General features: G+C 43.5%; 27 protein-coding genes and 1 tRNA gene. 2 read left to right on the top strand and 26 right to left on the bottom strand.

Annotation, left to right across the window (positions count from 1 at the left end; genetic code table 11):
• Window positions 1-31 precede the first annotated feature (31 nt).
• The 12 genes from secG to NML76_RS05545 all read right to left on the bottom strand — a co-directional run bounded on the left by secG (window position 32) and on the right by NML76_RS05545 (window position 9,581).
• A complete protein-coding gene (gene secG, locus NML76_RS05600) occupies window positions 32-265 on the bottom strand; it encodes a preprotein translocase subunit SecG (protein ID WP_003008189.1) in 234 nt (77 codons plus the stop codon).
• A 41-nt stretch (window positions 266-306) separates the two neighbouring features.
• A complete protein-coding gene (gene rpmG, locus NML76_RS05595; protein WP_003005699.1) occupies window positions 307-456 on the bottom strand; it encodes a 50S ribosomal protein L33 in 150 nt (49 codons plus the stop codon).
• The gene (locus NML76_RS05590; protein ID WP_277612641.1) at window positions 446-1,645 is read right to left on the bottom strand and encodes a multidrug efflux MFS transporter; all 1,200 of its coding nucleotides are present in this window, start codon (window positions 1,643-1,645) and stop codon (window positions 446-448) included. The genes rpmG and NML76_RS05590 overlap by 11 nt, the downstream gene beginning before the upstream one ends.
• Before the next feature lie 16 nt (window positions 1,646-1,661).
• Window positions 1,662-2,258, bottom strand: a complete 597-nt coding sequence (gene coaE / locus NML76_RS05585) for a dephospho-CoA kinase (RefSeq protein WP_023918753.1) — start codon at window positions 2,256-2,258, stop codon at window positions 1,662-1,664.
• Window positions 2,259-3,083, bottom strand: a complete 825-nt coding sequence (gene mutM, locus NML76_RS05580) for a DNA-formamidopyrimidine glycosylase (RefSeq protein WP_254732932.1) — start codon at window positions 3,081-3,083, stop codon at window positions 2,259-2,261.
• A 48-nt stretch (window positions 3,084-3,131) separates the two neighbouring features.
• A complete protein-coding gene (gene era / locus NML76_RS05575; RefSeq protein WP_003004993.1) occupies window positions 3,132-4,031 on the bottom strand; it encodes a GTPase Era in 900 nt (299 codons plus the stop codon).
• Between the two features lie 29 nt (window positions 4,032-4,060).
• Window positions 4,061-4,459: a diacylglycerol kinase family protein gene (locus NML76_RS05570; RefSeq protein ID WP_021153635.1), complete on the bottom strand. Its 399-nt coding sequence runs from the start codon at window positions 4,457-4,459 to the stop codon at window positions 4,061-4,063.
• Window positions 4,440-4,937 (bottom strand): rRNA maturation RNase YbeY, encoded by a 498-nt coding sequence (gene ybeY / locus NML76_RS05565; protein WP_003005431.1) that lies wholly within the window; start codon window positions 4,935-4,937, stop codon window positions 4,440-4,442. The genes NML76_RS05570 and ybeY overlap by 20 nt, the downstream gene beginning before the upstream one ends.
• A 96-nt stretch (window positions 4,938-5,033) precedes the next feature.
• Window positions 5,034-6,770, bottom strand: coding sequence for a tetracycline efflux ABC transporter Tet(46) subunit B (gene tetB(46) / locus NML76_RS05560; protein WP_254732930.1), 1,737 nt, complete (start codon window positions 6,768-6,770; stop codon window positions 5,034-5,036).
• A gap of 1 nt (window position 6,771) precedes the next feature.
• Entirely contained in the window at window positions 6,772-8,496 is a 1,725-nt protein-coding gene (gene tetA(46), locus NML76_RS05555; RefSeq protein WP_254732928.1) for a tetracycline efflux ABC transporter Tet(46) subunit A, read from the bottom strand.
• A gap of 392 nt (window positions 8,497-8,888) precedes the next feature.
• Window positions 8,889-8,961, bottom strand: a tRNA-Thr gene (locus NML76_RS05550).
• Between the two features lie 50 nt (window positions 8,962-9,011).
• Window positions 9,012-9,581 carry a GNAT family N-acetyltransferase gene (locus tag NML76_RS05545; RefSeq protein ID WP_254732926.1) on the bottom strand — a complete coding sequence of 190 codons (570 nt, stop codon included), beginning with the start codon at window positions 9,579-9,581 and terminating at the stop codon, window positions 9,012-9,014.
• 200 nt (window positions 9,582-9,781) lie between these two features.
• On the opposite strand from NML76_RS05545, the gene ald reads away from it, so the two are divergent.
• Window positions 9,782-10,894, top strand: a complete 1,113-nt coding sequence (ald, locus tag NML76_RS05540) for an alanine dehydrogenase (protein ID WP_254732924.1) — start codon at window positions 9,782-9,784, stop codon at window positions 10,892-10,894.
• A 47-nt stretch (window positions 10,895-10,941) separates the two neighbouring features.
• Here ald and NML76_RS05535 read toward each other — a convergent pair whose 3' ends face one another.
• From NML76_RS05535 to rplK, 7 genes are all read right to left on the bottom strand, one after another.
• A complete protein-coding gene (locus NML76_RS05535) occupies window positions 10,942-11,937 on the bottom strand; it encodes a PhoH family protein (RefSeq protein WP_049490841.1) in 996 nt (331 codons plus the stop codon).
• A 79-nt stretch (window positions 11,938-12,016) separates the two neighbouring features.
• On the bottom strand, window positions 12,017-12,232 hold the full coding sequence (locus NML76_RS05530; RefSeq protein ID WP_003005127.1) for a YozE family protein: 216 nt from the start codon (window positions 12,230-12,232) through the stop codon (window positions 12,017-12,019).
• Window positions 12,233-12,242: 10 nt separating this feature from the next.
• Window positions 12,243-13,097, bottom strand: coding sequence for an RNA-binding virulence regulatory protein CvfB (cvfB, locus tag NML76_RS05525; RefSeq protein ID WP_254732922.1), 855 nt, complete (start codon window positions 13,095-13,097; stop codon window positions 12,243-12,245).
• 99 nt (window positions 13,098-13,196) lie between these two features.
• Window positions 13,197-13,754 (bottom strand): ribosome recycling factor, encoded by a 558-nt coding sequence (gene frr / locus NML76_RS05520; RefSeq protein ID WP_003005165.1) that lies wholly within the window; start codon window positions 13,752-13,754, stop codon window positions 13,197-13,199.
• A 19-nt stretch (window positions 13,755-13,773) separates the two neighbouring features.
• On the bottom strand, window positions 13,774-14,505 hold the full coding sequence (pyrH, locus tag NML76_RS05515; protein WP_003005706.1) for a UMP kinase: 732 nt from the start codon (window positions 14,503-14,505) through the stop codon (window positions 13,774-13,776).
• 163 nt (window positions 14,506-14,668) lie between these two features.
• Window positions 14,669-15,358 (bottom strand): 50S ribosomal protein L1, encoded by a 690-nt coding sequence (gene rplA / locus NML76_RS05510; protein WP_003005355.1) that lies wholly within the window; start codon window positions 15,356-15,358, stop codon window positions 14,669-14,671.
• Between the two features lie 97 nt (window positions 15,359-15,455).
• Window positions 15,456-15,881, bottom strand: coding sequence for a 50S ribosomal protein L11 (gene rplK / locus NML76_RS05505; RefSeq protein WP_003005369.1), 426 nt, complete (start codon window positions 15,879-15,881; stop codon window positions 15,456-15,458).
• A gap of 160 nt (window positions 15,882-16,041) precedes the next feature.
• Here rplK and NML76_RS05500 point away from each other — a divergent pair, with 160 nt between their 5' ends.
• A complete protein-coding gene (locus tag NML76_RS05500; protein ID WP_195487778.1) occupies window positions 16,042-16,386 on the top strand; it encodes a DUF3397 family protein in 345 nt (114 codons plus the stop codon).
• A gap of 298 nt (window positions 16,387-16,684) precedes the next feature.
• On the opposite strand, the gene NML76_RS05495 is transcribed toward NML76_RS05500, so the two are convergent.
• The 7 genes from NML76_RS05495 to NML76_RS05465 form a co-directional block, all read right to left on the bottom strand.
• Window positions 16,685-19,003 (bottom strand): HAD-IC family P-type ATPase, encoded by a 2,319-nt coding sequence (locus NML76_RS05495; RefSeq protein WP_254732920.1) that lies wholly within the window; start codon window positions 19,001-19,003, stop codon window positions 16,685-16,687.
• 8 nt (window positions 19,004-19,011) lie between these two features.
• Window positions 19,012-19,398: a VOC family protein gene (locus NML76_RS05490; protein WP_195487780.1), complete on the bottom strand. Its 387-nt coding sequence runs from the start codon at window positions 19,396-19,398 to the stop codon at window positions 19,012-19,014.
• A gap of 66 nt (window positions 19,399-19,464) precedes the next feature.
• Entirely contained in the window at window positions 19,465-21,825 is a 2,361-nt protein-coding gene (locus NML76_RS05485; RefSeq protein ID WP_254732918.1) for a DNA translocase FtsK, read from the bottom strand.
• A 151-nt stretch (window positions 21,826-21,976) separates the two neighbouring features.
• A complete protein-coding gene (locus NML76_RS05480) occupies window positions 21,977-22,480 on the bottom strand; it encodes a hypothetical protein (RefSeq protein WP_227038054.1) in 504 nt (167 codons plus the stop codon).
• The gene (locus NML76_RS05475) at window positions 22,473-23,339 is read right to left on the bottom strand and encodes a hypothetical protein (protein WP_254732916.1); all 867 of its coding nucleotides are present in this window, start codon (window positions 23,337-23,339) and stop codon (window positions 22,473-22,475) included. Before NML76_RS05475 ends, NML76_RS05480 begins: the two co-directional genes overlap by 8 nt.
• 69 nt (window positions 23,340-23,408) lie before the next feature.
• Window positions 23,409-24,173, bottom strand: a complete 765-nt coding sequence (locus NML76_RS05470) for a hypothetical protein (RefSeq protein ID WP_201089564.1) — start codon at window positions 24,171-24,173, stop codon at window positions 23,409-23,411.
• 42 nt (window positions 24,174-24,215) lie between these two features.
• Window positions 24,216-25,121: a hypothetical protein gene (locus NML76_RS05465; RefSeq protein WP_201089562.1), complete on the bottom strand. Its 906-nt coding sequence runs from the start codon at window positions 25,119-25,121 to the stop codon at window positions 24,216-24,218.
• Between the last annotated feature and the right edge of the window lie 37 nt (window positions 25,122-25,158).

The following is a 25,158-nucleotide window of genomic DNA, read 5'->3' as shown; positions in this document are numbered from 1 at the left end:
AAAATAGGCAAAGACATTGTCTGAGCCTATCTTATCTACTAGAAAGTACCATTAAGATCATCGCGATCAATAACCAAAAGAAGATCATAATAGCTGTTAAACGCTGCATCACGGCTTCAAACCCGCGCGCTTTTGAACGTTCAAACAAGTCATTTGAGCTTGCGTCAAAGACGTTGCTCGATTGGTTTTTTGTTGGTTGCATAAAAATTGCGATAATAATCAATACTGATAATACTAGTAAAATAGTTGTTAATGCTCCGCTCATATTCAAAACTCCTTAAAATCTTCACTATTATACCATGAAAATCATTTTGATTCAATATGTAAGGTTACTTTTCTTTCCTTGGGACAATACTTCAAGACCTCGATCTTTTCAGGATGGGTTTTGGTATTTTTACTGGTCAAATAATTCTGACTCCCACAGCTGGTGCAGGTCAATTGAACTTTAATTCGCACGTACGTCTCTCACTTTCAAATACTTTCTAAATAAGAATAAGAGGAACATCAAATCGGTAAAAGCCAAAAGGGCTGTACCGTAAAATACCCAATGATAGCCAAAATGCATGAAAATACTCGACCCCATCATTGGCCCTAATACACCACCTAAGTAATAAAAGAGCTGGTTGTAGCTAAAGATCCGAGAAATCCCTTCAGGAGGGGTTAAACGATTCAATAATGCAGAAACTCCAGGTAGTAGGGCTCCTGTCCCGATCCCAAAGAGGAAGCGTAAAATCCCTAATTGAAGGGGTGATTGCGCTTGGGCACAAAGGATATAGAGACAGCCACTATAGAGAAGGGCGATTAATAAGAGCCGGTGATTCCCGATTCGGTCTCCGAGTTTTCCCATCCAACCTGAAAAGAGCATACTAGAGACTCCCATAGCTGAAACAATCATCCCCGATACAAAGATCAGGTTATCTCTTTGTCCCAAAGCTCGCACATAAAGAGGCAGGATCGGAGAAATAGATTGGGCGATCATTTGAATGGTCATGCTGGTCAAAAAGAGGCCCAAGAGAATATCCTTCTGCTGAATGGACATGAGCAACTCCCAACTGGATTTTTGTTCTTCTTTTGGAAGGGGCTCATAGTCTTCCTCAATGCCCCAGAAGGTTAAGAGGGAAACCAAAAATAAGAAGAAGCCGACCAAGAGAAAGACATTGCGCATGCCTAGATTTTCAGCAATGAGTCCCCCAATCAAAGGCCCCATCAAGGTTCCAGCCACGACACCAGTCGATAAAGTCCCTAGAGCGTAGCCAGATTGGTCCTTTGGAACTTGACTGGCAATCAGGGCTGTACTATTGGGGACAAAGCCTGAAAAGACCCCATTGAGCAAGCGTAGGACCAAGAGCCAAAAGACGGATGGTACAAAGGCAATGCCTCCCATGGTCAGTGTCATGGCAATGGAGGCTCTAAGCATCATGGGTTTTCGACCATAGCGGTCGGCTAAGCTCCCCCAGATGGGAGACATGATCGCAGAGGTCACAGAAGAACTCGCAACGGCTATGCCAGCATAAAGGGGAACAGCCTTGCCCGTAACACCCAACTCTTCCACAAAGAGGGCCATAAAAGGAACGACTAAAGAAAGGCTGGCTCCGATGAAAAAGCAGCCGATCCAGGCAATATATAGATTTTTACGCCAATTGATTTCTCTTGTGATAAGATCATCTTCTTTCTAATTGTTGTAGGGCTGCATCTAATTGGGCATAGAGGGCCGTTAGATCGTCATTATTGTCTAAGACCAGATCTGCATGGGCGCTTTTTTCATCTAGCGGCATTTGAGACGCAATGCGTTCTTGGGCCTGCAGTTCTGATAAGTGGTTGCGTTCCATCAGGCGTTTGAGCTGGGTTTCTTTTGATACAGCTACCAACCAGACAGATTCAAACCACTCTTCATAGCCTTGCTCGATTAAGAGTGGAATATCCATAAAAAAGAGATCGGATTGTGCAGCTTGTCTATCTCTTACCTCAGCTAGAGCCTCACGAATAAGCCTGCCTTGGACGCGATTGGACCAGTTTCTTTCACTAGGATTTGAAAAGATCCGCTGACCCAAAGCGACGCGGTCCAGCTCTCCTTCTTTGGTAAGGATCTCTCTCCCAAAATGATCTACTAAGACACGGTAGAGAGCTCCTCCTGGTGCTTGCAAGTCATGGACCACTCGATCAGCATCAATGACAGGATAGCCTTTTTCTCTCAAATAGGAGGTGACAGTGGACTTTCCTGAAGCAATCCCTCCTGTTAATCCGATGATTCTTGCCATCTAGTTCTCCTTTTGGCAGTGAGGGCAAAAATGGGTTCCACGTCCCCCCAGCTGAATTTTTTCAATCGGTGTTCCGCAGCGCAAACAAGGCTGGCCTGTTTTCCCATAGACCTGGTGTTCTTCCTGCATGGTGCCATCTTCTCCAAAAGCATTGCTGTAGGAGCGAATGGTAGAGCCACCCTTTTCAACAGCCTGAGCAAGCACGGCAATCGTTTCTTTGCGAACGGCTTTGGCTTCTCTAGCAGTCAAGCTTTGACCCAAACGGGCTGGATGAACCTTGGCTCGATAAAGGACCTCATCCACATAGATATTGCCCAGACCAGCCACTAATTTTTGGTCTAAAAGAGCTGATTTAATGGGTTTCTTTGATTTTTTAAGAGCTGCTTGAAAGGCTGGTTCTTTAAAATCCACTTCCGTCGGCTCTGGACCAATTTTTTTCGCCAAAAAATAGCTGTCGACAAGCTCAGGTGTGAGGACTTCCATGGTCCCAAACTTGCGGACATCTTCATAGACCAGAGTGCTACCATCTGTAAAATGAAAGAAGACATGGGCATGCTTGCGAAGAGGAACCTCGTCTGGATAAAAGAAATACTTACCTTCCATTCGCAAATGCGAGATGAGTACCAGATCCGTCAGATAAAATAAAAGGTATTTCCCACGGCGCCCCATGACCCGAATTTCTTGACCTGGAAGATCTTGACAAAAAGCATCCAGATCCGTCTGAATCATCTTAGGATACTTTACTTCCACGGACTGGATGGTTTTTCCAAGAATTAATTTCTCAAGACCGCGTCGAACGGTCTCTACTTCTGGTAATTCAGGCATAGCTTCTCCTTCTCTAAAAACAAGAAGCAGGCTTCTGCCCACCTCTTCTTAATATTCTTTTTCGTTGTAGCCGAAATCGGCAAGATCCAATTTCTTATCCCGCCAATTTTTCTTGACCTTAACCCATGTTTCTAAGAAGACCTTGTCCCCTAGCATGAGTTCGATATCCTTACGCGCGAGGGTTCCGATCTTCTTAAGCATAGCCCCGCCTTTTCCGATGACAATGCCTTTTTGGCTATCGCGCTCGACCATGATGGTTGCACGGATATGAACCTTATCGGTTTCTTCATCCCGCTTCATGGAATCCACCACTACAGCAACAGAGTGAGGAATTTCTTCCCGCGTCAAGTGCAAGACCTTTTCTCGTATCATTTCAGAGACCAAGAAGCGCTCTGGGTGGTCAGTGATTTGGTCGGCAGGGAAATATTGGAAACCTTCTTCTAAGTTTTCACTTAAAATATCAATCAAACGCGAAACATTGTTTCCTTGAAGGGCTGAAATCGGCACGATTTCCTTGAAATCCATCTGACTACGGAAGTCATCGATTTGCGCCAAGAGTTGGTCAGGGTGCACCTTGTCGATCTTGTTGACCACCAGAATAACCGGCACCTTAGCAGCCTTGAGGCGCTCGATGATCATGTCATCGCCCTTCCCACGTGGCTCATCTGCTGGCACCATAAAGAGAACGGTATCCACTTCTCGAAGGGTGCTATAGGCCGACTCCACCATGAAGTCTCCAAGCGCTGTCTTGGGTTTGTGAATCCCTGGGGTATCGATAAAGACGATCTGTTCCTTATCCGTCGTATAAATCCCCATAATCTTATTGCGCGTTGTCTGCGCCTTGTCACTCATGATGGCAATCTTTTGCCCCATGACGTGGTTCAAAAACGTTGACTTCCCAACATTGGGACGTCCTAAAATGGCTACAAAGCCTGATTTAAATGTCATATTATCCTTTCACGAGGGCATACTCCCTCTTATCCAAATACCAAGGCCCAGAATTTGGGCACAAAAATCACCAGTCCTGTTAGTAGGGCAAAACCTGATACGACAAGGACTGCTCCAGCCGCCATGTCTTTGGCATTCTTTGCCAACATGGAGAAATGGTAGTTACTAGCTAAATCCACCACATTTTCAATGGCTGAATTCATAATCTCAAAAGCAATCACCAAGGTGATGCTGAGCAATAAAAAGAGCCATTCTGTCGCAGAAATCCTAAATACCAAACCAGCAAGAATTGCTGCAAGGGCTGATAAGGCATGCTTGCGCATATTGCGCTCTTCCTTGATCGAAGTAAAAATTCCTGTTATCGCAAACTCCAGGCTTGAAGTGAAGTCCCGATTTTTCCATTTTCGCTTATTGTCTTGTGAGTCCATAGGCTGTCAAAATCTCTTCCTGTAAGCCAAACATTTCCTTTTCTTCCTCCGGCGTATAGTGATCATAGCCATTGATGTGAAGAAAACCATGCACTGCTAAAAATCCCATTTCGCGCTCAAAGCTGTGGCCATATTCTTCGGCTTGCTCACGCGCCTTGTCAATTGAAATAAAGAGCTCCCCAATATAGGTATCGAATTCAGCCATCATCTCTGCCAATTCTGGATTTTCTGCAAGGTCTTCTTCGTCAAAAGAAATCTCCATCTCTGGCTTGTATTCTAAACTGATGACATCCGTCGGACGATCCGTATCACGGTATTCAAGATTTAGTTCATGACTGCGTTCATTGGTCACAAAAGTCACAGCCATTTCCTTGTCTTCTTTCCCAATTTTTTGAGCAGCAAATTCTAAAATTTCTTGCGTTTGTTTTAAGATTTCGTCAGAGACTTGACCAGTCTCATCTACCATTTCAATATACATCTGGATCACCTCACTATTATCACTTCATTATAGCATAAAACCAGCCTATATACTAGATACAGGCTGGTTTTCAATCTTTTTCTTTGCAGGACAATCTTACACCACTGTTTGCTGGATGGCATTCATCTGGGCATAGATCCCGCCTTGTGCGACCAGTTCCTCGTGTCTACCACGTTCCACAATGCGTCCTTCAGATAAGACAAAGATCTGATCCGCATCTTGGATAGTGGACAAGCGATGGGCAATGATAAAGGTGGTCCGGCCCTTTTGCAGGACTGCCATAGCCTTCTGAATGATTTCTTCTGTTTCTGTATCAATGTGAGAGGTTGCCTCATCTAAAATCAGAATTTGCGGATTCATATAGAGCGTCCGCGCAAAGGATATCAATTGGCGCTCACCACTTGAAAAGGCGGATCCTTTTTCTACGACTGGATGGTCGATCCCCTTTTCAAGGCGCTCTACAAAGGGCCAAGCTCCGACTTTTTTCAAGGCATCTTGGACCGCATCCCGATTAATGTGATCCTGACTCATGGCCACATTACTAGCAATGGTCCCTGTAAATAGATAAGGATCCTGCAGAACAATCCCCATATGGCTTCGTAGGCTCTCACGAGAGACTTGGCGAATATCTTGACCATCGATCAAAATCGCCCCTTCTTGAGGATCATAAAAACGATAGAGCAGGTTCATAATCGAAGACTTACCCGATCCAGTATGGCCCACCAGAGCGATGGTTTGACCTGGACTAGCCTGAAAGGCAATATCCCGCAGAACTGGCTTGCCTTCTTCATAGGCAAATTGAACGTCGTCAAACACGACTTCTGCCTTTTCTATCTTCAGTTCCGATGCACCATCGGCCTCTAAGGGTTGGTCTAAGAAAGCAAGGACGCGGCTCCCCGTTTCTAAGGATCGCCGAATATTTGGGAATTGACGACTGAGATTGGCCATGAGATCAAATAGATTAATGACATAGTTAATATTGATAAATAAGAAACCAGCCGTCACACCGATATTACCCTCTAGGAAAGAAATCCCAGCGATGGTCAAAATGCCTGCAATCACTAAAAACTTGAGCAATTCCGTCAAGGTCCAAGAAGCAATAGAATCGGCTAAGAGGATTCGATCATTGGCTCCTAACATCTTCTGGGTAGTGGCTTCAAACTCCTCTACCACACCAGGCTCTTGATGATAGAGCTGAATCATACTGGCACCATGCAAGAGTTCATTGACCTGGGTATTGACCTCGCTTCGCGCATCAAAGAAATCCTTCATCGGCTGGTCCGTCATGACCTTGTAGAGATACTGAATCCCATAGAAAATTGGAAAGACCAAACACAAGAGAAGGCCCATCATAGGACTTAGGTAAAAGAGAATCCCTAGGATAAAGAGAAAGCGAACCAAATAAATGACTAAAATCATACAAGAGTTATAAAACTGGGTCCGCAAGGTCTCCGTATCATTGACAATTCTTGTCGCGATCTTCCCAGCCGGTTTATCATCAAAATAAGAAATAGGCAGCCCTTGCATGACTTGAAAGGCTTGATCTCTCAGACTAGCGGTTACTTGATTACTTCCATGTAGCAAGATCCGATTTCCCATGTAGCTAATCAGCTGCCCCAGGCTCAAGACCAAGAGATAAAATCCTCCCATCTGAAGCAAGTCACCTTGCCCGCCACCGTGGGTCAGTGCGGTCAAAGGCCCATCGATCATCTTTTGGAGAAGAAAGGGTGACAATTCAGAAAAAATAGTGGCTAGTAAGAGGCAAATAAAGCCAGCAAGAAAGACAGTTGGATAAAGCGTGATCCTAGATAATAATCGTTTCAAAACTTTCATCTTATTCTCCTTCCTGTTTTTGTTGCCGTTGGTATTGTTCATAATACCAGCCTTCTTGAGCCAATAAATCACTAGCTCTGCCTTCTTCTACAATCTGTCCTTGATCCAAGACGATGATCCAATCCGCCTGATGAACAGCAGACAAGCGATGAGAAACAATAATGGTCGTCTTGTCTTTTCGTTCCTTTTGAAGCGTGTCAATAATGGCCTGTTCAGTCTTAGCATCTACTGCCGAAAGGGAATCATCTAACAGCAAGAGCTCTGCATCTCTTAAGAAGGCACGTGCCAGAGAAATCCGCTGTTTTTGACCTCCTGATACAGAGACCCCTTTCTCACCGATCAAGGTGTCCATTCCATGAGACATCCGCTCGAGATCATCCGCAAAAGCAGCCTGGGCTATTGCTTCTACCAAGTCTTCTTGGCTGGCTCCTTTTTTACCAAGCGCTATATTCTCACGGATAGACTTGGAAAATAAAATATGTTCTTGGGAAACATAGCCAATTTTATCTTCAATGGAGTGTCGGTTGTAGTCCACGATCGGTTGCTGGTTGATCAAGAATTCTCCCTCACCAACTGGGTACTGCCGCAAGAATTGTCGAACCAGGGTAGTCTTTCCTGCACCGGTACGACCAACAATTCCAACCGTCTGTCCTTTCTGAATGGTCCAATCAATGCCTGACAGGCTCTTTCGCTCAGCACCAGGATAGCTGAAAGAATAGTCCTTAAACTGCACCAAATCAATCTGTTCTAGGTAGTGAGAACCATCTGGCTCCAGATCATCTGTCTCATCAATCACTTCTTTTAATTTTTTATAGGACATTTGCCCTGTCTGGTAGACCAAGATCAGGTCCGCCATCATCCACATAGGCTCAATTAAAAAGACCAAATACAGCTGTAAAGCCAATAATTTACCAAGGCTCAACTGCCCGCTTGCCAGGGACTGGCCTCCAAATAGCAGGAGCAAGACCGTCGAGAATCCAATAAACAACAGAGCTAAAGGTCCAAAAGAATACTGGATAGAAGCAATTTTGTCTCCTGTTTTGGAGAGACTGGCTGTTTTCTTCTGAAACTGTTTGACCTGCTGATCCCGTCTACTATAGGCCCGCATGACCCGGATCCCTTCGATGGACTCCAAAACTTCATCGTTCAACTGAGCGACCGCTTCTCGGTTTTGCTCAACATACTCCTCCTGCTTTCTACTCAAAAAATAGGTAGAGACGACGAGGAAGATCATGGGAATAAAGGAAATCAAGGTTAATTGCCAAGAAATGAAAAACATGGTCGGAATAATAAAGGCAAACAAGCCACCGCCAAACAGGAGCACCATCATCCCGTAACCAGCCATATCAGCCATGCCATCCACATCTGTCGTGAACCGCGTCAAGAGATCTCCTGAACGGAATTTCTCAAAAAAGGGACGCCGCATAGCTACTAGCTTACGAAACGCTTGTCCCTGAAGGGTCGCCTTGAAATGGACTGACGACTGAAAAAGTCGCAACTGCCAATAAAAAGCCGTCAGGTAATTGAGGATAGCTGATCCCACCAAGAGGACCATATCCCATACAAAGTTGGATTGCGTCAGCGTCTGCTGACTCAAATGATCCACTAAGCGCTGGATGACTTGCGTCGGGATCAATAAGGTGTAATCATAAAGAATCAGGACCATAGCGATCTTCACATATCGCCACTTGCGCTCCCTGATATACTCCCAAATAGCTCTGATCATATATTCTCCTTTTCAAAATGGCACAGAAAAACCCAAGCAAGGAGCTGAGAGCAGTCTCAGTCCACACTTGGGCCTTCTGATGCCTATCACCAATTCAGTTAAGGCAGGCAAAAATGCATACAAAAAACCCAAGACAGACTCCTCCATCTTGGGTTCCATTTATAGTTTACATCGAACTCAACTGAGATTGGAGAAGCTGTGTATTCAATTGTGTCATCAAAACATCTACTTTGTTCATGATGGTTTTCTCCTTTCTCTTTGTTGTTCTAACTTTACCACGTATTTCTGTGCTTGTCAACGTTTTTTTGAAAATTGTTGAAAAAACCGGACTTTTAAAGATGGACTCGCAAAAAAAGAAGCCTAGATCTTCTCTAAGCTTCTCTCTTCTGATATGCTAGTTGCCGGGATTGAACCGGCGACCTCATCCTTACCATGGATGCGCTCTACCGACTGAGCTAAACCAGCAGTACCTATCTACTATATCATGGAGATAGGCCTTTTGTCAATATCCTGACTCATTTTTCTGACAAATATTCTTCCTTAGTGAGGACATAATGAACTCTTGTCACCATTCTCCCTTCTTCATGCAGGTCTAGCATCGCGTAGGGCTCCTCGTGAGAATATTTCATCCCTGATTTGGCCATCACCCGTCCAGAAGCTGGGTTGTCCTGATCATGAACAGCAATTAGCTTGTTCATCCCTAACTGTTCAAAAGCCAAGGCAATGACTGCCTTGGCAGCCTCTGTCGCAAGACCTTGGTTCCAATAATCTTTATTCAGAACATAGCCGATACTCCCCTTCTTCAGACAAAGATCCAAATCCAGCAAATCAATCGTCCCGATAAATTTTCCATTTTCTTTGAGTTCGATCCCCCATCTTCCAAGTGGGCTCGCTAGGTAAAAGAGGGCAATATTATTACGCGTCTCTTCTATACTTTGATTGGTTGCAAAGGTATAGCGCGTAACTGTCTCATCAGAAGCATACTCAAACATAGCCGGTGCATCATCAAGAGTGACCGGACGCAAGTGCAAACGCTCTGTCTCCACTTCACGATAAGCCGCTAACTTCACATATAAATTTTCCATTTGACACTCCTTCTTTAGGAATTAGTTTAGCAAATAACCTAAAGGAAGGCAAGCTCAAATTTTTCTTGCTTTTTAACCCACTTTTCTATACAATAAAATCAATCAAAACAATCAGATAAGGAGTGAAAAGGTCATTGAGTCAAGAGAGCCATCTCACACCAATGGCCTTTTTACACCTAAATCTGAGCAAGGAGGCAAAAATGCTCATTGGAATTCCTAAAGAAATTAAAAACAACGAAAATCGGGTCGGTTTGACACCTGCAGGCGTACAAAGCTTGGTGAAGAAAGGTCATCACGTTTTGGTGGAAACAAATGCTGGACTTGGTTCTGGCTTTGCGGATGAAGATTACACGAAGCAAGGGGCAACCATTGTTGCGACTGCTACAGAAGCTTGGGCCGCTGAGATGGTGGTCAAAGTCAAAGAACCCCTCGCTGAAGAATATGGCTTCCTTCGCGAAGACCTCTTGCTCTTCACTTACTTGCATATGGCCGCTGCACCAGAATTAGCGGACGCTATGGTCTCAGCTAAAACAACTGGGGTGGCCTACGAAACCGTTCGTGACTTAGATGGACAGTTGCCACTCTTGGTGCCAATGAGTGAGGTGGCTGGACGGATGGCCGTGCAAATCGGTGCTCACTTCCTGACCAAACAAGAAGGTGGATCAGGAGTCCTCCTAGGTGGGGTGCCAGGTGTTCCCAAAGGAAAAGTTACCATCATCGGAGGCGGGGTCGTTGGAACCCACGCAGCTCGTATCGCCCTTGGACTCGGTGCCCAAGTGACCATCTTAGATATCAGTGCTAAACGTTTGGCTGTTCTGGAAGATGTCTTTGGTCACCAAATCCAAACCCTTATGTCCAATCCATTTAACATTGAAGCCAGCGTCCGTGATGCCGATGTTGTCATCGGAGCTGTCTTGATTCCTGGTGCGAAAGCTCCTAAATTAGTGACAGACGATATGGTTAAACAAATGCGTCCCGGTTCAGTCATCGTCGATGTGGCCGTTGACCAAGGTGGTGTTATCGAAACAGCAGACCGTGTCACAACGCATACGGAACCAGTTTACGAAAAACATGGCGTGCTCCACTATGCCGTTGCCAATATCCCAGGGGCTGTCGCACGTACCTCTACTATCGCCCTTACCAATGTGACCCTTCCTTATGTTGAATCCCTGGCTGACAATGGCTTCCACAAGGCAATTGCCCTCGATGAAGGCTTGCGCCAAGGTGTCACTACTTACCAAGGCCATATCACAAGCCAACCTGTTGCTACTGGTTTAGAGCGCGACTTCACACCAATCGATGAATTGGTTTAATTTCTAACATAAAAAAGGCAAAGATCTGATGATCTTTGCCTTTTCTTTTATTCTTCTTCTTCCACATCCGGTTTTTCTTTGAGGACTGGATTTGGAATGGGCTCATAGGCCCGAATAATCTCTGCTACTACTGGATGGCGAACGACATCCTTGGCAGAGAAATGCACAAAGTCAATTTGAGAAATGTTCTTCAATTTCTCCTGAGCATCAATCAAGCCGGATTTGACATTTCGAGGAAGGTCAATCTGGCTAGTATCTCCATTGACAATCATCTTAGAGTTAAAACCAAGACGGGTCAAAAACATCTTCATCTGCATGATGGTGGTATTTTGCGCTTCATCGAGGATGACAAAGGCATCGTCCAAGGTCCGCCCCCGCATATAAGCCAAAGGCGCAATCTCGATAATCTCCCGCTCCATCATCCGAGTGGTTTGGTCTTTCCCTAAAATCTGGTAAAGAGCATCATAGACCGGACGTAGATAAGGGTCTACTTTTTCTTTAAGATCCCCTGGTAGGAAACCAAGGCTCTCTCCAGCTTCTACAGCAGGACGGGTCAAAATGATCCGCTTGACCTGACCACGCTTGAGGGCAGTCACGGCCAAAGTCACTGCTAGGAAGGTTTTCCCAGTCCCCGCTGGTCCAATCCCAAAAGTGACATCATGGTTCTTGACACTATCGACATAGATCTTTTGACCAAGCGTTTTAACCCGAATGGGCTTGCCGTAACTATCCTTAATAATCTCTTCTTCATAGAGAGCGATGAACTTATCCAATTCCCCATTTCTCACCATGGTAATGGCGGTCACCACATCTGGCGTACCAATGGTCATACCACGGTTAACGAGGACCAAAAGAGCCTGGATGACTTGACGAACTTGCTCGCAGGTTTCTTCTTCCCCAATGATTTGGACGATTTCTGTCCGGGCGTGAATAGTTACCCCAAATTCTTGCTCCATCAAACGGAGATGGCGTTCGTTAGATCCAAACAAATGAAAGAGATCGTCTGGATGCGTTAATGTAATTTCAACTGAATGTTCTTGCAAATAAAGAACCTCTCTACTTGTGTTTTTCTATTATTATAACAAAGAGGCCGAGAAAAAACCATCCTCGACCTGTCCTTTTCTAGTGGGCTTGGTATTCTTCCCAAATCGCATCAAAATCGCCAAGATTAAAGGAAAAGCTCGCATGCTCTTCTAGATAGCGACTGACCTCGTCAAAGTCATCTGTATGCTTGGGAAAAGCAGACTCGTGAAAAGCAAGATCTGCTAGAATGGCCTTAGGAGCATTGCTTTTAGGATTACGCTCCGTCATCAACCAAGTATAAAATGATTTTCGCATAAGCCTCCTCTTAGATCAACTCTGTTCCAAACTGGTCTTGCTTGATTTTTTTGGCCTTCATCAAACCACCCAAAGCCTTTTTGAACTGACCTTTTGAAATCCCAAAAGTTGCCTTGATCTCTTCTGGAGATGACTTATCATTCAGGGTCATAAAGCCACCATTGGCTTCCAAATAGGTCAAAATCATTTGGGCATCGTTTTCCAACATTTCAAACGAGCGTGGCTTCAAAGATAGATTCAAGGTCCGGTCTACCTCCCGAAATCCGATGACGCGAGCATTTAAGACCTCTCCCAAACGAGGTTCTGCATAGCGCTCACTTGGGTGGATAAAGCCCAGCATATTGTTCTCTGGAAGGTAAACAAAGGTTCCAGACAATTTCAAGCGGTAGACAATAGCTGGCCAGTTTTGGTTTTGCATATTGTTATAGGCTGGACGAGCCAAACGCTGGAAATCTTCCTGGTAGGCTAAGATTCCCCAAATCCGATCTTTCTTATCAACTTCTAAGCGAATATAGAGACGATCGCCCTTTTTAGGCCATAGATCTTTGATCTCCGGTAGGATATCTAGTGAGACAACAATCTGCTTATCTGGAAGCCCTGTGTCCACAAAGACTCCCAAATCCTTGCGCACTTCCGTAACCGTTCCCCAGCCAAAGCTTTCTTGAGTTGCTGTGACTTCAAGTGTGGTGAGTCGGAGCTTTTGCTTCATATCTGTATAGGCAAAGCCCTTGACACATTCTCCGACTTTGTGTGGGCCTTCTGCTTTATCAAGCGCGTAGGTCTGGCCATCTTTTTGAACAAAATAGAAGTGATCATTTTCATCGATGACCATTCCCATGATGTAGCTTGCTAGATTCGTATTCATGTTTCCTTCTTTCCTCTTGCCTCTTCACAAGAATAATGGAAATAAAACCCAGCCAGCAGTGCCAACTGAGTCTTTCTTTCCTGTAATGGTTGGGATGGATTAAACTTCCATCAATTCTTTTTCTTTGTGCGCTGTCATTTCATCCACATGTTTGACAGCATCATCCGTAACTTTTTGGATCTCTTTTTCAAGACCTTTCAATTCATCTTCTGTGATTTCTTTTGCTTTTTCTTGTTTCTTCGCTTCATCCATAGCATCACGACGGATGTTACGGATCGCTACTTTAGCATTTTCACCAACTTTTTTCACTTCTTTTGCTAAGTCACGACGAGTTTCTTCTGTCAAAGCTGGGATGACCAAGCGGATAACAGATCCATCGTTGGCTGGAGTGATTCCAAGGTCAGAAGCATTGATGCTGTGCTCGATGTCTTTCAAAGATGATTTATCAAATGGTGTGATCAACAAGACACGCGCTTCTGGAATTGTGATAGATGCCAATTGGTTCAATGGTGTTTCTACTCCGTAGTATTCTACAAAAATACGATCCAAAAGACTTGCATTTGCACGTCCAGCGCGGATGCTACCAAATTCACGTCCCAAACTTTGGTGAGACTGAGTCATTCTTTCTTTTGCTTTTTCTACGATTGGGTTTGCCATAATCTTCCTCTATTTTCTATTATTTTTCTACGTTATTTGATACGGTTGTACCGATATTTTCACCAAAGACAACGCGTTTGATATTGCCTGGTTCATTCATATTAAAGACAACCAAATCAATGTCGTTGTCCATGGAGAGAGTAGAGGCTGTTGAGTCCATGATGCGAAGACCTTTATTGATCACATCGCGGTGAGTCAATTCCTCAAATTTCACAGCTGAAGCATCTTTTTTCGGATCGGCATTGTAAACACCATCGACCCCATTTTTAGCCATGAGAATGGCATCTGCTTCAATCTCAGCTGCACGAAGGGCTGCGGTCGTATCTGTTGAGAAGTAAGGAGAACCGATCCCTGCACCAAAGATCACGATCCGATCTTTTTCAAGGTGACGAAGGGCACGACCACGGATATATGGTTCTGCAACTTGTTGCATAGCAATCGCAGTTTGAACACGGGTATCCACGCCAACTTGTTGAAGCGAATCAGCCATCACAAGGGCGTTCATGACAGTACCAAGCATACCTGTGTAGTCTGCTTGAACACGATCCATCCCTGCTTCAGCAGCAGGTTCTCCACGCCAAAGGTTTCCCCCTCCAATCACCAAGGCAATTTCAATTCCAAGTTCATGAACTTCCTTGATTTCTTGGGCCATATTTTGGACAGTTTTGATATCGATTCCGACACCACGTTCGCCAGCAAGAGCCTCACCAGATAGCTTGATTAAGATACGTTTATACTTAGGTTCTACCATTTTCTCTCTCCTTTTTTGATCTGTATTATTTTACCATAAATTACGTTTTTTATATAGTCATATCCATCAAAATTTTCTTTTTTCCATCCGATTAGTTTTACCAACTGTAGCAAATAAAAATGGAGTACAAAAAAAGCTACCCGAAGGCAGCTTTTCATTTCAATTAAAGTGAGTTAACATCCACTTTGATACCAGGACCTTGAGTTGTAGTCAAAGTCAAGCTAGTTACGTAAGTACCTTTAGCTGTAGCTGGTTTTGCTTTTTGGATTGTGTCGTTGAAAGCTTTAAAGTTTTCAACCAATTTAGTATCATCGAATGAAACTTTACCGATGATCGCTTGAACGATACCTGCTTTATCAGCACGGTAAGTGATTTTACCACCTTTAGACTCTTCAACTGCTTTCGCAACATCCATTGTTACTGTACCAGTTTTAGGGTTTGGCATCAAGTTACGTGGTCCAAGGACACGTCCAAGACGTCCAACAAGAGCCATCATGTCAGGTGTAGCGATAACAACGTCGAAGTCCAACCAACCATCGTTGATTTTCGCAACAAGGTCATCTTCACCTACGAAGTCTGCACCAGCAGCTTTTGCTTCTTCAGCTTTTGCACCACGTGCAAATACAAGTACGCGAGCTGTTTTACCAGTTCCGTTTGGCAATACCATTGCACCACGGATTTGTTGGTCAGCTTTTTTCACGTCGATGTTCAAGTTGTAAGCAACTTCTACAGTTGCGTCAAATTTTGCAAAGTTAGTTTCTTTTGCAAGAGCTACAGCTTCTTCTACGCTGTAGACTTTTGTGCTGTCGATTTTTTCAAGAGCAGCACGAAGTTGTTTGCTTTTTTTAGCCATTTTATCTTTCTCCTTGTAATGTGGTCATATCGATTTTCATCTCCCACGTCACTCGTCATTTGATCAAGTGTATTGCGGGCAAATAGGATTGTTACAATTAGTCAGTAACAGTGAATCCCATAGAACGAGCAGTACCTTCGATCATACGCATTGCAGACTCAATGTTTGCAGCGTTCAAATCTGGCATCTTAGTTTCAGCGATTTGTTGTACTTGTGCACGAGTTACAGTTGCAACTTTCGTTTTGTTCGGTGTACCTGAACCTTTTTCAACACCTGCAGCTTTTTTCAAAAGAACAGCAGCTGGTGGTGTTTTTGTAACGAAATCGAATGATTTGTCTTCATAAACAGTGATAACAACTGGGATGATCATACCAGCTTGATCAGCTGTACGAGCGTTAAACTCTTTAGTGAATCCCATGATGTTGATACCTGCTTGACCAAGCGCTGGACCAACCGGTGGAGCTGGAGTAGCTTTACCAGCAGGGATTTGCAATTTTACAAGTTTTTCGACTTTTTTAGCCATTTCTTAAATCCTCCTTTGTGGTTTTGGCGGTAATTACAGATTTTTACCTCCCACAAGTATGCTTTGTGCATACCTTTCTATTATACACGATTTCTCTTTTTTTGCAAGAAAAAATTAAAATATAGTAAACTTTTTTTTCATTTTATGATAGAATGAAGCTATGTTAATCAAAGTTGCTTCTGTATTATTTATTTTTTTAACGCTGATTCTGAGCGGCATCATTGTTCACCTCTTTAAACTCCAAAAAAGAGGATGGCGATCTACCGATATTGCCTTTCCTTTATTTGCCTTGGAGTACTACCTGATCTCAGACAGCGCCTTTTACCACAGCCTCTTACCACTATTAGCCTTGAGCCTTTCGCTTTTGGCCTTGGGGCTAACGATTTATTTCTTAAAAAAGAAAAAGTGTTTTTATTATCCTAAATTTATCAAATACTTCTGGCGCGCTGGGTTTCTGATCACCTTCTTGCTCTATCTGATCCTAACCGCTAGTTTATTTATCTAATACCAAAAGACAACTCTATCTTTGGAGTTGTTTTTTTATAAATAACCCTGATGATACTGCATAGACTGAAGTCATTTTAATTTTAAATTCTCCAAATATTTACTGAAACTTTTCGACGTGAGAAAAGTGCTAGAAACACGATTGTTTCTAGCACTCGGGAGTTTTGAAACTTTAGGTTCAAAACTAAGTCATGGAACTTCGTGGAAGTTCGCTGACGTCCGTACTCACCTAAGGAAAGTTTCAAAATTATCTTTTTCTTCAATCTGAGACAACTCTATCTTTAAGAGTTGTCTTTTTTTTATTTCTTTCGATGAAAGAACCAGCCCACTAGTTTCTTGAATACTTGAATCAAGAAGAGAGCAAGAACTGCCATGATAGCGCAGATAACCAGCGTTTGAAGCCTCAAGGGGCTCATGTTAAAGAATCTCCCTAAGATACTACTTGAAACCAGGAAGGCTAGGATATTTCCTAGAAGAACCAGTCTCTTGTAGTGATTGAGAGGCTGGGATTCTTGATAGATGATGGTAAAGCCAACGAAGGCCATCAAGCAGATGGCTGCACTTGAGAGTTCTTCCGACCTCATGCCAAATGTTGAAGAGAGCAATACCAAACTAAAGATCAGTATAAAATCCGTCAAGGCAGCAGGTAGCGCATTTTTAAAGACCGTTTCGATAAAGCGTCCTTTGATGCGCTCGCTATTGGGCTCAAGCGCTAGAAAGAAACCTGGAATCCCAATCGTAAAACCACTGATCAAAGACATCTGCGACGGCATGATGGGATAGGTAAAGGCTAAGAGCGTCACTGAAATAGCCAACAAAATAGAAAAGATATTCTTGATCAAAAAGAGACTGGCTGATCGTTGAATATTATTGACCACACGCCGACCTTCTGCCACGATGGACGGCATCTTCCCAAAGTCAGAATCCAGTAAGACCACTTGCGCCATCTTCTTGGTCGCATCATTTCCAGATTCCATCGCAATACTACAATCCGCTGTTTTGAGGGCCAGAATATCGTTGACGCCATCTCCGGTCATCGCTACCTTATGCCCCTTTGCCTGCAAGCCTTCAACAAGGCTTTTCTTTTGCTCTGGGGTCACCCGACCAAAGACCGTATATTGGCTCGCTGCTTGGTGCAAGTCTTCTTCCGTCAGTAAGCTTCTGGCATCGATTAGATTCTCTGCTCCTTCAATGCCTGCTTTTTGTGCAATAGCTGAAACCGTAGCTGGGTTGTCCCCTGAAATGACCTTAATGGTCACTCCTTGTTGTTTAAAGTAGGCGAAGGTTTTTTTGGCATTTTTTCTCAAAGGATTGGAGAGAATGATCCAGGCCACCAAGTCTACAGGAGCCTCTAAAGTCTCTCCCAGGTGTTCTCCCTTATATTTCCCAAAGGCCAAGACCCGATTGCCTGCCTGAGTAGCAGGAGCTATCTCTTGTTCAAGCTCAGAGAAGCCCTCTCGTAAGACAAATTCTGGTGCCCCTAATACATAGATCCCAGATTCAAAGATAATCGCCCCATACTTTTTCTTAGACGTAAAGGGCTGAATGTCTTTAGCCTTCCAAGGCTGGCTGACTGGAGTCTTGTGAAATTTTCGGATGGCATCCATGGTATCGTTTTGATCCATACTAGCCTTGACATACTGAGCTAGTGCTTCCAAGTCTTGAGCGTCTTTAACTGGACGAATCTCTGTCACTTCCATCCCCGGCTCTGTAATGGTCCCTGTCTTATCGACACAAAGAACATCCACGCGAGATAAGGTCTCAATCCCCTTCATACTATTGAGCAGGACCTTTTCCTTGGCTAATCTGACAGCACCCAGAGCCAGCGCCAAGGTCATCAATAGATACAAGCCTTCCGGAATCATCCCGATCAAGGCCCCGACTGTTGAAGTCACACTGAGCTTGAGACTATCGCCTAGGCTGATATAGCTGCGAAGAAAAAGGAGCGAACCTAGCGGAATGATGAGAAGGCCGATGATCCCCACGATTCGGTTGACCGCATGGACCATATCAGACTCCTCATGAGACTTGACCTGCTTGGCTTCCAGGCTCAATTGGTTGATGTAGGAGTCGTTCCCAACTTTATCCAATCGCGCCAGTCCTTGACCAGCGATCACAAAACTACCTGACATGAGTTCGTCTTGTGCTCCTTTTTTGACCTCATCGGCTTCACCTGTCAATTGCGACTCATCGACTTTTAGCTCGCCCTCCAGCAAGACCCCATCCGCATAGATCTGATCTCCAGCTTGAAAGCGAACCAGATCGCCCTCCACCAGCTGATCGATAGGTAGAGCGACTTCTTTTCCTTCTCGAAGAACGATCGCCTCACTCATATGCAGAAATTGCATCTGACGCAAGATCCGTCTAGAGCGGACTTCCTGCACAATTCCTACCAAGGAGTTGACCACGACGACCGGGACAAACAAGAGATTGTTCCAAGACTTCACCGCTACCAGCAAGACCGCCAAGACCAGGAAAATCAGATTAAAGTAAGTAAAGACATTGTCTCGAATGATCTGCCCAATACTTTTTTCTGTCTTAATCGTGACCTTATTTTGCTTGCCCTCTTGGATCTTTTTCGCTACTTCTTCCTGACTGAGTCCTTCTAATCTAACCATTGCTTTCCTCACTCATGTATTTCCAAGGGCAATCCTTCTGGATCGAAGAAAAATGCCATCTTCTTACCATCAAAGTCATCATAGCGAAGGCCTGTATTTGCAATACCTAGCTGATCCAATCTAGCTAGATACGCCTCGACATCGTCCACTTTAAAGGCCAGATGACGTAGTCCCGCATGCTCGGGCAAGGGGAGCTTTGGACGTTCTGGGGCCGTCGGTTTGATAAAGAGTTCTAAAGTCAATTCCCCTTGGCGGAGATTGATCAAGATATCTCCGCGTTCGGGACGGTCATACTCACTGACAATCGCAAAGCCCAACTGGTCCACATAAAAATGCAACATAGCGTCGCGATCCCGTCCAATGATGGCAATATGATGAATCGTGTCTAACTTCATCTGGTCCTACTTTCTATTTTCTATAAAAAGAAAAGGGAGTGGGGCATATGCCCTTTTTCCCTATCCTTATGATTGTTGCAATACTTTTCGAGGCTTGGTCCCTTCAGCTGGTCCAATCACACCCGCTGCTTCCAACTCTTCCATGAGGCGAGTCGCTCGGTTAAAACCAACCGATAAGCGGCGCTGAATCATCGAAGCACTGGCTTTTTGGGTCTCGATGACGAGCGCTTTGGCCTCTTCAAAGAGAGGATCACCCTCGTCTGAGCCACCCATACCTCCATCAAAGTCTGACTCCGATACTTCTCCTGGATCAAAGGCATCATCATAATCTGCTTCTGCCTGCTCTTTGACAAAGTTGACAATCCGCTCCACATCGTCATCTGAGATAAAGGATCCTTGTAGACGGATTGGATGATTTTCATCGATCGGTTTAAAGAGCATGTCCCCACGACCGAGCAGTTTCTCAGCTCCATTTTCATCCAAGATGGTCCGTGAGTCGGTCCCAGATGATACCGCAAAAGCAACACGGGAAGGCACATTGGCCTTGATCAAACCTGAGATAACGTCAACCGATGGCCGTTGGGTTGCAAGGATCATGTGGATCCCTGCTGCACGAGCCTTCTGTCCAAGGCGGATAATGGCATCTTCCACTTCTTTACTTGCGACCATCATCAAGTCTGCCAACTCATCGACAATGACCACAATCAATGGAAGGGGCACTTGCTTCATCTCAGACTGGGCATTGTACTCCACCACCTTGGCATTAAAGCCAGCAATATTACGAGCACCCACTTTCGAGAAGAGCTCATAGCGATTTTCCATCTCATCAACGACCTTCTGCAGGGCCCGACTGGCCTTGCGTGGGTTGGTCACCACTGGAATCAAGAGGTGAGGAATATCATTGTAGACAGAAAGCTCCACCATCTTTGGATCGACCATCATAAACTTGACTTCGTCCGGACGGGCCTTCATCAAGATACTCGAAATAATCCCATTGACCGCTACCGACTTACCAGATCCGGTAGAACCCGCTACCAAGAGGTGGGGCATCCGAGCCAAATCAAAGGTTCGTGCCGAGCCATCTACAGCCTTCCCAAGAGGAATCTCAAGGAGTTTAGCTGGATCTGTTTTGGACTGCTCCCACAATTCACGGAAGGAAACGGTCGCAATCTCTGAGTTAGGCACTTCAATCCCGACCAGAGACTTCCCTGGAATCGGTGCTTCAATCCGCACATCCTTAGCAGCTAGGGCCAAGGCCAAATCATCTGCTAGGTTCGAAATGCGATTGACCCGCACACCGACAGCTGGCTTGACTTCATACTTGGTAACAGAAGGACCGATTTCTGCCCGCTCCACTGTCGCCTTGATATTGAAGCTTGCAAAGGTCTCTTCCAAAATGCGGATATTCTGACGAACGATGTTTTTCTCTTTGGATTGATTTTTGGGCTTGTCAGGTGCGAAGAGATCAATGGTTGGAAGCTTGTACTGGAGCAATTCCTTAGGTGTAAAATCCACTTGAACTTCTTCCCCATCGTCTTCGAATTCTTCGGCTACCGGAAGCTCTTCATATTCTTCAGGCTCTTCCGGCCATTCTTCATCTGGCAGGTAGATTTCTGGTGTTGCTGGTGCAACAATCTCAGCTTCTGGGAAGGACTCTGTAAAGGGCTCTTCCGCCAACACTTCTCCTGTTTCAGGATCTACAGGGTGCCCTTCCATAGAAAGGGGAGTTGAAAGAGCAGCTCTTGCTTCTTCTTGCTCTCTTTCAGCTGCAGCAGCTTCCTCAGCAGCTCTCGCTTCCTTTTCAAGGAATTTCTGCTCGCGACGTTCTTTGCGTTTTTCCATAGAAGCATGGAAAGCTTCGGACCCCTTTTCAAACAAATCATAGATGGAGTAAGGGCTTATCAAGAGGATCCCCAATCCGATAAAGAGAAGACCGATAAAATAAGAGCCAATATTTGAAAACAGGAAGGAAATCGGAGCATAAAGAAGGGCACCGATCATACCACCACCGGCAAAACTCTCCACCCGCAGATGAATCAAGTCTGCCATGATTCTTGAAAAAGTGACCTTGATTCCATTATTGTCTAAATGAAGGGAGGATACAAAGAAGGCCTGAAACATCAAAAGAACCCCAACAAAGAAGCTTAGGAATCCTGAAATCACCCCTTCGTGTTTATCCAGCCATTTAAAGGCATAAAGGTAGAAGAAGGTCGCTAAAATAGCCAAATAAGCCAAACTTCCGACAAAAAGACGGATCAAATTATAGGCTAAGACCCCTACTGCCCCCAATTTCAAGGCCGCAAAAATTAAGACCAGACTAATCAGAATGGTCGCAATCATGCGATGAATTGCTTTTTTTCTTTCTAATTCTGCTTTGGACAGTCGTCTTGTCGACCGTGTTTTTTTTGATTGATTATTGTTTGCCATAACCTTTATTATATCACATTTCCAAGCTAGTTCTCTAGTAAAATCATTTCCTCAATTTTGCAGTATAAAGTAAAAAACAGCACCGAGTAGGCACTGTTCTTTAGAGCTGTTTAGAACGATATTCAATGATGTTCAAATTCCAAAATGGATCTTACTCAGATTTTTTATCCTCCGGTGTGATGGTATCTAGAACTTGATCGACTTTTTGCTCTCTTTCCAATTCGTTATCCATTTGAATGATATCGATTTGATCTTGTACATTTGTTTGTTGGACTTGAGGTTTGAATGACGAGGCAAATCCTACTCCAATCACCAAGAGACTCGCTCCAAGGACACAAAGCCTTTTGACATGCCAAGCCATTGGCAAAGGAATTTTCGCTCGGAAACCTGATTTCTTGACCCAATCCGGATGGTCTAACATCACGCGATTTGCTGCTATCAGAGGCTTCATGTAGCCAAAGAGCGCAATGACCGTTGTCAAACCAATACCCCGAAAACGATTCTGATTCGATGGAGAAACATGGTTCACTTCCATCAGAACCATACCCGTAATCACTAAATTAATGACCAGTAATAAGCCCAAAGATCTCCATAGACCTTCTCTACGGTAGCATTTCAATTCATCAAACGACATCTCTTCAAAATGTTTATTCATGTTTCAAGTACTCCTGGTGTTTCTTCAAATACTTTTTGCCATACCATTCTTCCAGCGATTTCCCTTCGAACTCGCGATATTCCTCTGAATATTTATTTCGATAATAACCATACAGTGAATAGGGTAACATCATCACTACTTCCATACTCAAAACAATAATATTTGCAAAAAATACCATTCCTATAAATGAGATGGTTCCTAAAAAATCACCTTTTACTTCTCCAATTTTGGGGAAAAGAAATTTCAGAACCATCCAACCTGCTACAATTATTCCACCTAGTCCAGCAATGACTTCTATGATCTTTTGCTGTCTAGCAGTTACACTAGGATCCTGCACTCCATAAAGACGAATTTTTAGCGATTTCATTCTAAATTGGACAATCATAAACAATATGATTCCGGTAAGAACATAGAAAAAAACCCAACCCAAAATCGTAAGGTATCTACCTATGACGGTGATAAAAAACAAATTCAGAGCAAGCACCATCCAAATCAGATACAGATTCAAATTCAAGATACTAGTATAAGGAATCTTTGCATCATATTTTCTACGCAGATTTTTTCTACAAACAAGAAACCATAAAAACCAACACAAGAAAAACAGCCAGAGTGGATAGAAATTGATCCCCCAGGTTTCAACTGGTGCATCTGGATCAGGGTGATGAGTTTGCGACTCCATTAATGCAGAAAATCCAAACATGAACAGTATCCCCATAAATGAAAATAGTTTCCTCGCAATACTAAATGGCTTTGTGTAGATTTTTCGGCTATTTGTGTCCTTGACCATATAATCGATAAAGCCATCATGACGCAAACGACGGCTCTCATAAAAATTGGCCCTAAAGATTGATTTTTTCATTCTTATCTTCCAATAACTCCTTATATTTTTTCAGGCTCTTTCAATTAATGTCTATTTCGATTGTAGGACTTACAGATGACTGAATTCATCCTTCAAGTATCGTTTAGCCTTTCGAACGATATAGAGCGACTCATCTTCTGAAACCAACTTGCGAAAGAGCTCTTCAGCTCTAGACTGATCTCCTTTGAGAGCAGCATTCAAGGCTTGGTAGTAGATGATTTCCAACTGCTGGTACTTGAAGTCATTGCTTAAGTCTTCGAAATAATCATTGCTTTGGTGCGCAATGGTTAAATCATAAAGAGCGAGACAGACCTCTTTTGTTTTCTCAGCCAGTGTAGGGTCTGTAATGGTCAATTCATTTAACTGAGCCTCTAGCTCTTCTCTAGTCAAATCAGGATCTGTCAGGACAGTCGATCGCATGAGGTAACTCTCAAAAAAGTTCTTATATTTCTGCGGTAGTTCCTTCTGACTAAGTGCCTCCCTAGCTTCCTCTATAACAGCATCGAAATCTCCCATCATAAAAGAATAGGCGACCGATGTTAGCTTCATATCTATCTGTAAAATGGGCTTTTTCACATTCTTGTTCAACTGAAGGTATTGCTGCCAAAAAGCTAAATCTAAGTCTACATGGAGAATGGTGTTACACTTGTTGGTGTAGCTCTTCTTGAGCAAGTGGATGAATAAAAACAAGCCTGCAAGGACCAATAAGAGGCCCGCAGTCTGAAGAAGGGGATCTCTGACCAATAATCCTATACAAACAATCAGAAGCATTGCCAACAAGCCAGCAGATCTAATATAGAGTCTATAGTTTTTGCGCATTTGACCATAATTCATACACATCACTCTTTTCTATTCCTGTTTTCAATGTGGCTAGATTCAATCCTGTAATTCGCCATCTTTTCCATTGTAGTATTGTTTAAACTCTTCATAAGAATGGATTTCATGCTCCTGTCCATCTTTTGAGTAGTAAGCATCTATCTTTACTCCAGAGATTCGATCTTGACCGATATAAGCAAACCAGTGAAGTAGTTGGTCAAAATATTCCGCATTAGACATAGAGTCTTGACGTGGGTATAAGATGTAACCTTCCTTTGAAAGCTTTTCTTTCAATTCAGGATGTTCTTTAAAAATATTTAGATTTACGCTATTCTTATCTCTATACTCATTAAGCTCTATTCTTGACCCAATACGATACCCTGAATTTTTCACTACCAAACCACCTAAATTAGTATAGGAAGTAAGGATTGCGTCAATAGTTGACACTTCTGTATCTATACTTTCGGATTCAATAAATTCATGATGATCTAAATCATAAAATAATTCATATGATTTTTCTGAATCCTTTGACTCATAATAGCGAAACCATACAAGACTTTGACCTTTATTATTTATCACATCGAAATTTTTCGAGTAAGCCTTTGGAAATTTTTTTCGAATATCTTTTATGAAATCAACTTTCGTTTCTGCCATATCTCTACTTATATCATAATATCGAAATCCAGTATATTCTTTCTGTAAATTGTTTTTGTCTTGTTTTTCATTATAATTAAAACTGACCAAATAACGATTCCCTACAAAATAAAAATCTTTAGCTAGAATATACTCGTTATGATCGCCCCAGTATGATACATTCTTAATATCCCCTGCTTCTACATATGTTGAAGCAGATTCAGTTTTCTTGTGATGATTCGATTTTGGATAAATCAATACGAGTACACACCCAAAAATAAGTAGCAAACTAAATATCACTCCTGCCATCTTACTCTTTAAACATTTTTTCATTCTTTTCCTCTACAAAACCTATCGTTTTTTTCTTAAA

This window comes from Streptococcus sp. CF8_Ac1-9, assembly GCF_024295565.1.
GTDB lineage: Bacteria > Bacillota > Bacilli > Lactobacillales > Streptococcaceae > Streptococcus > Streptococcus parasanguinis_X.
The sequence above is the reverse complement of the archived record's forward strand: the minus strand, read 5'-3'. Positions and strand labels throughout refer to the sequence as shown.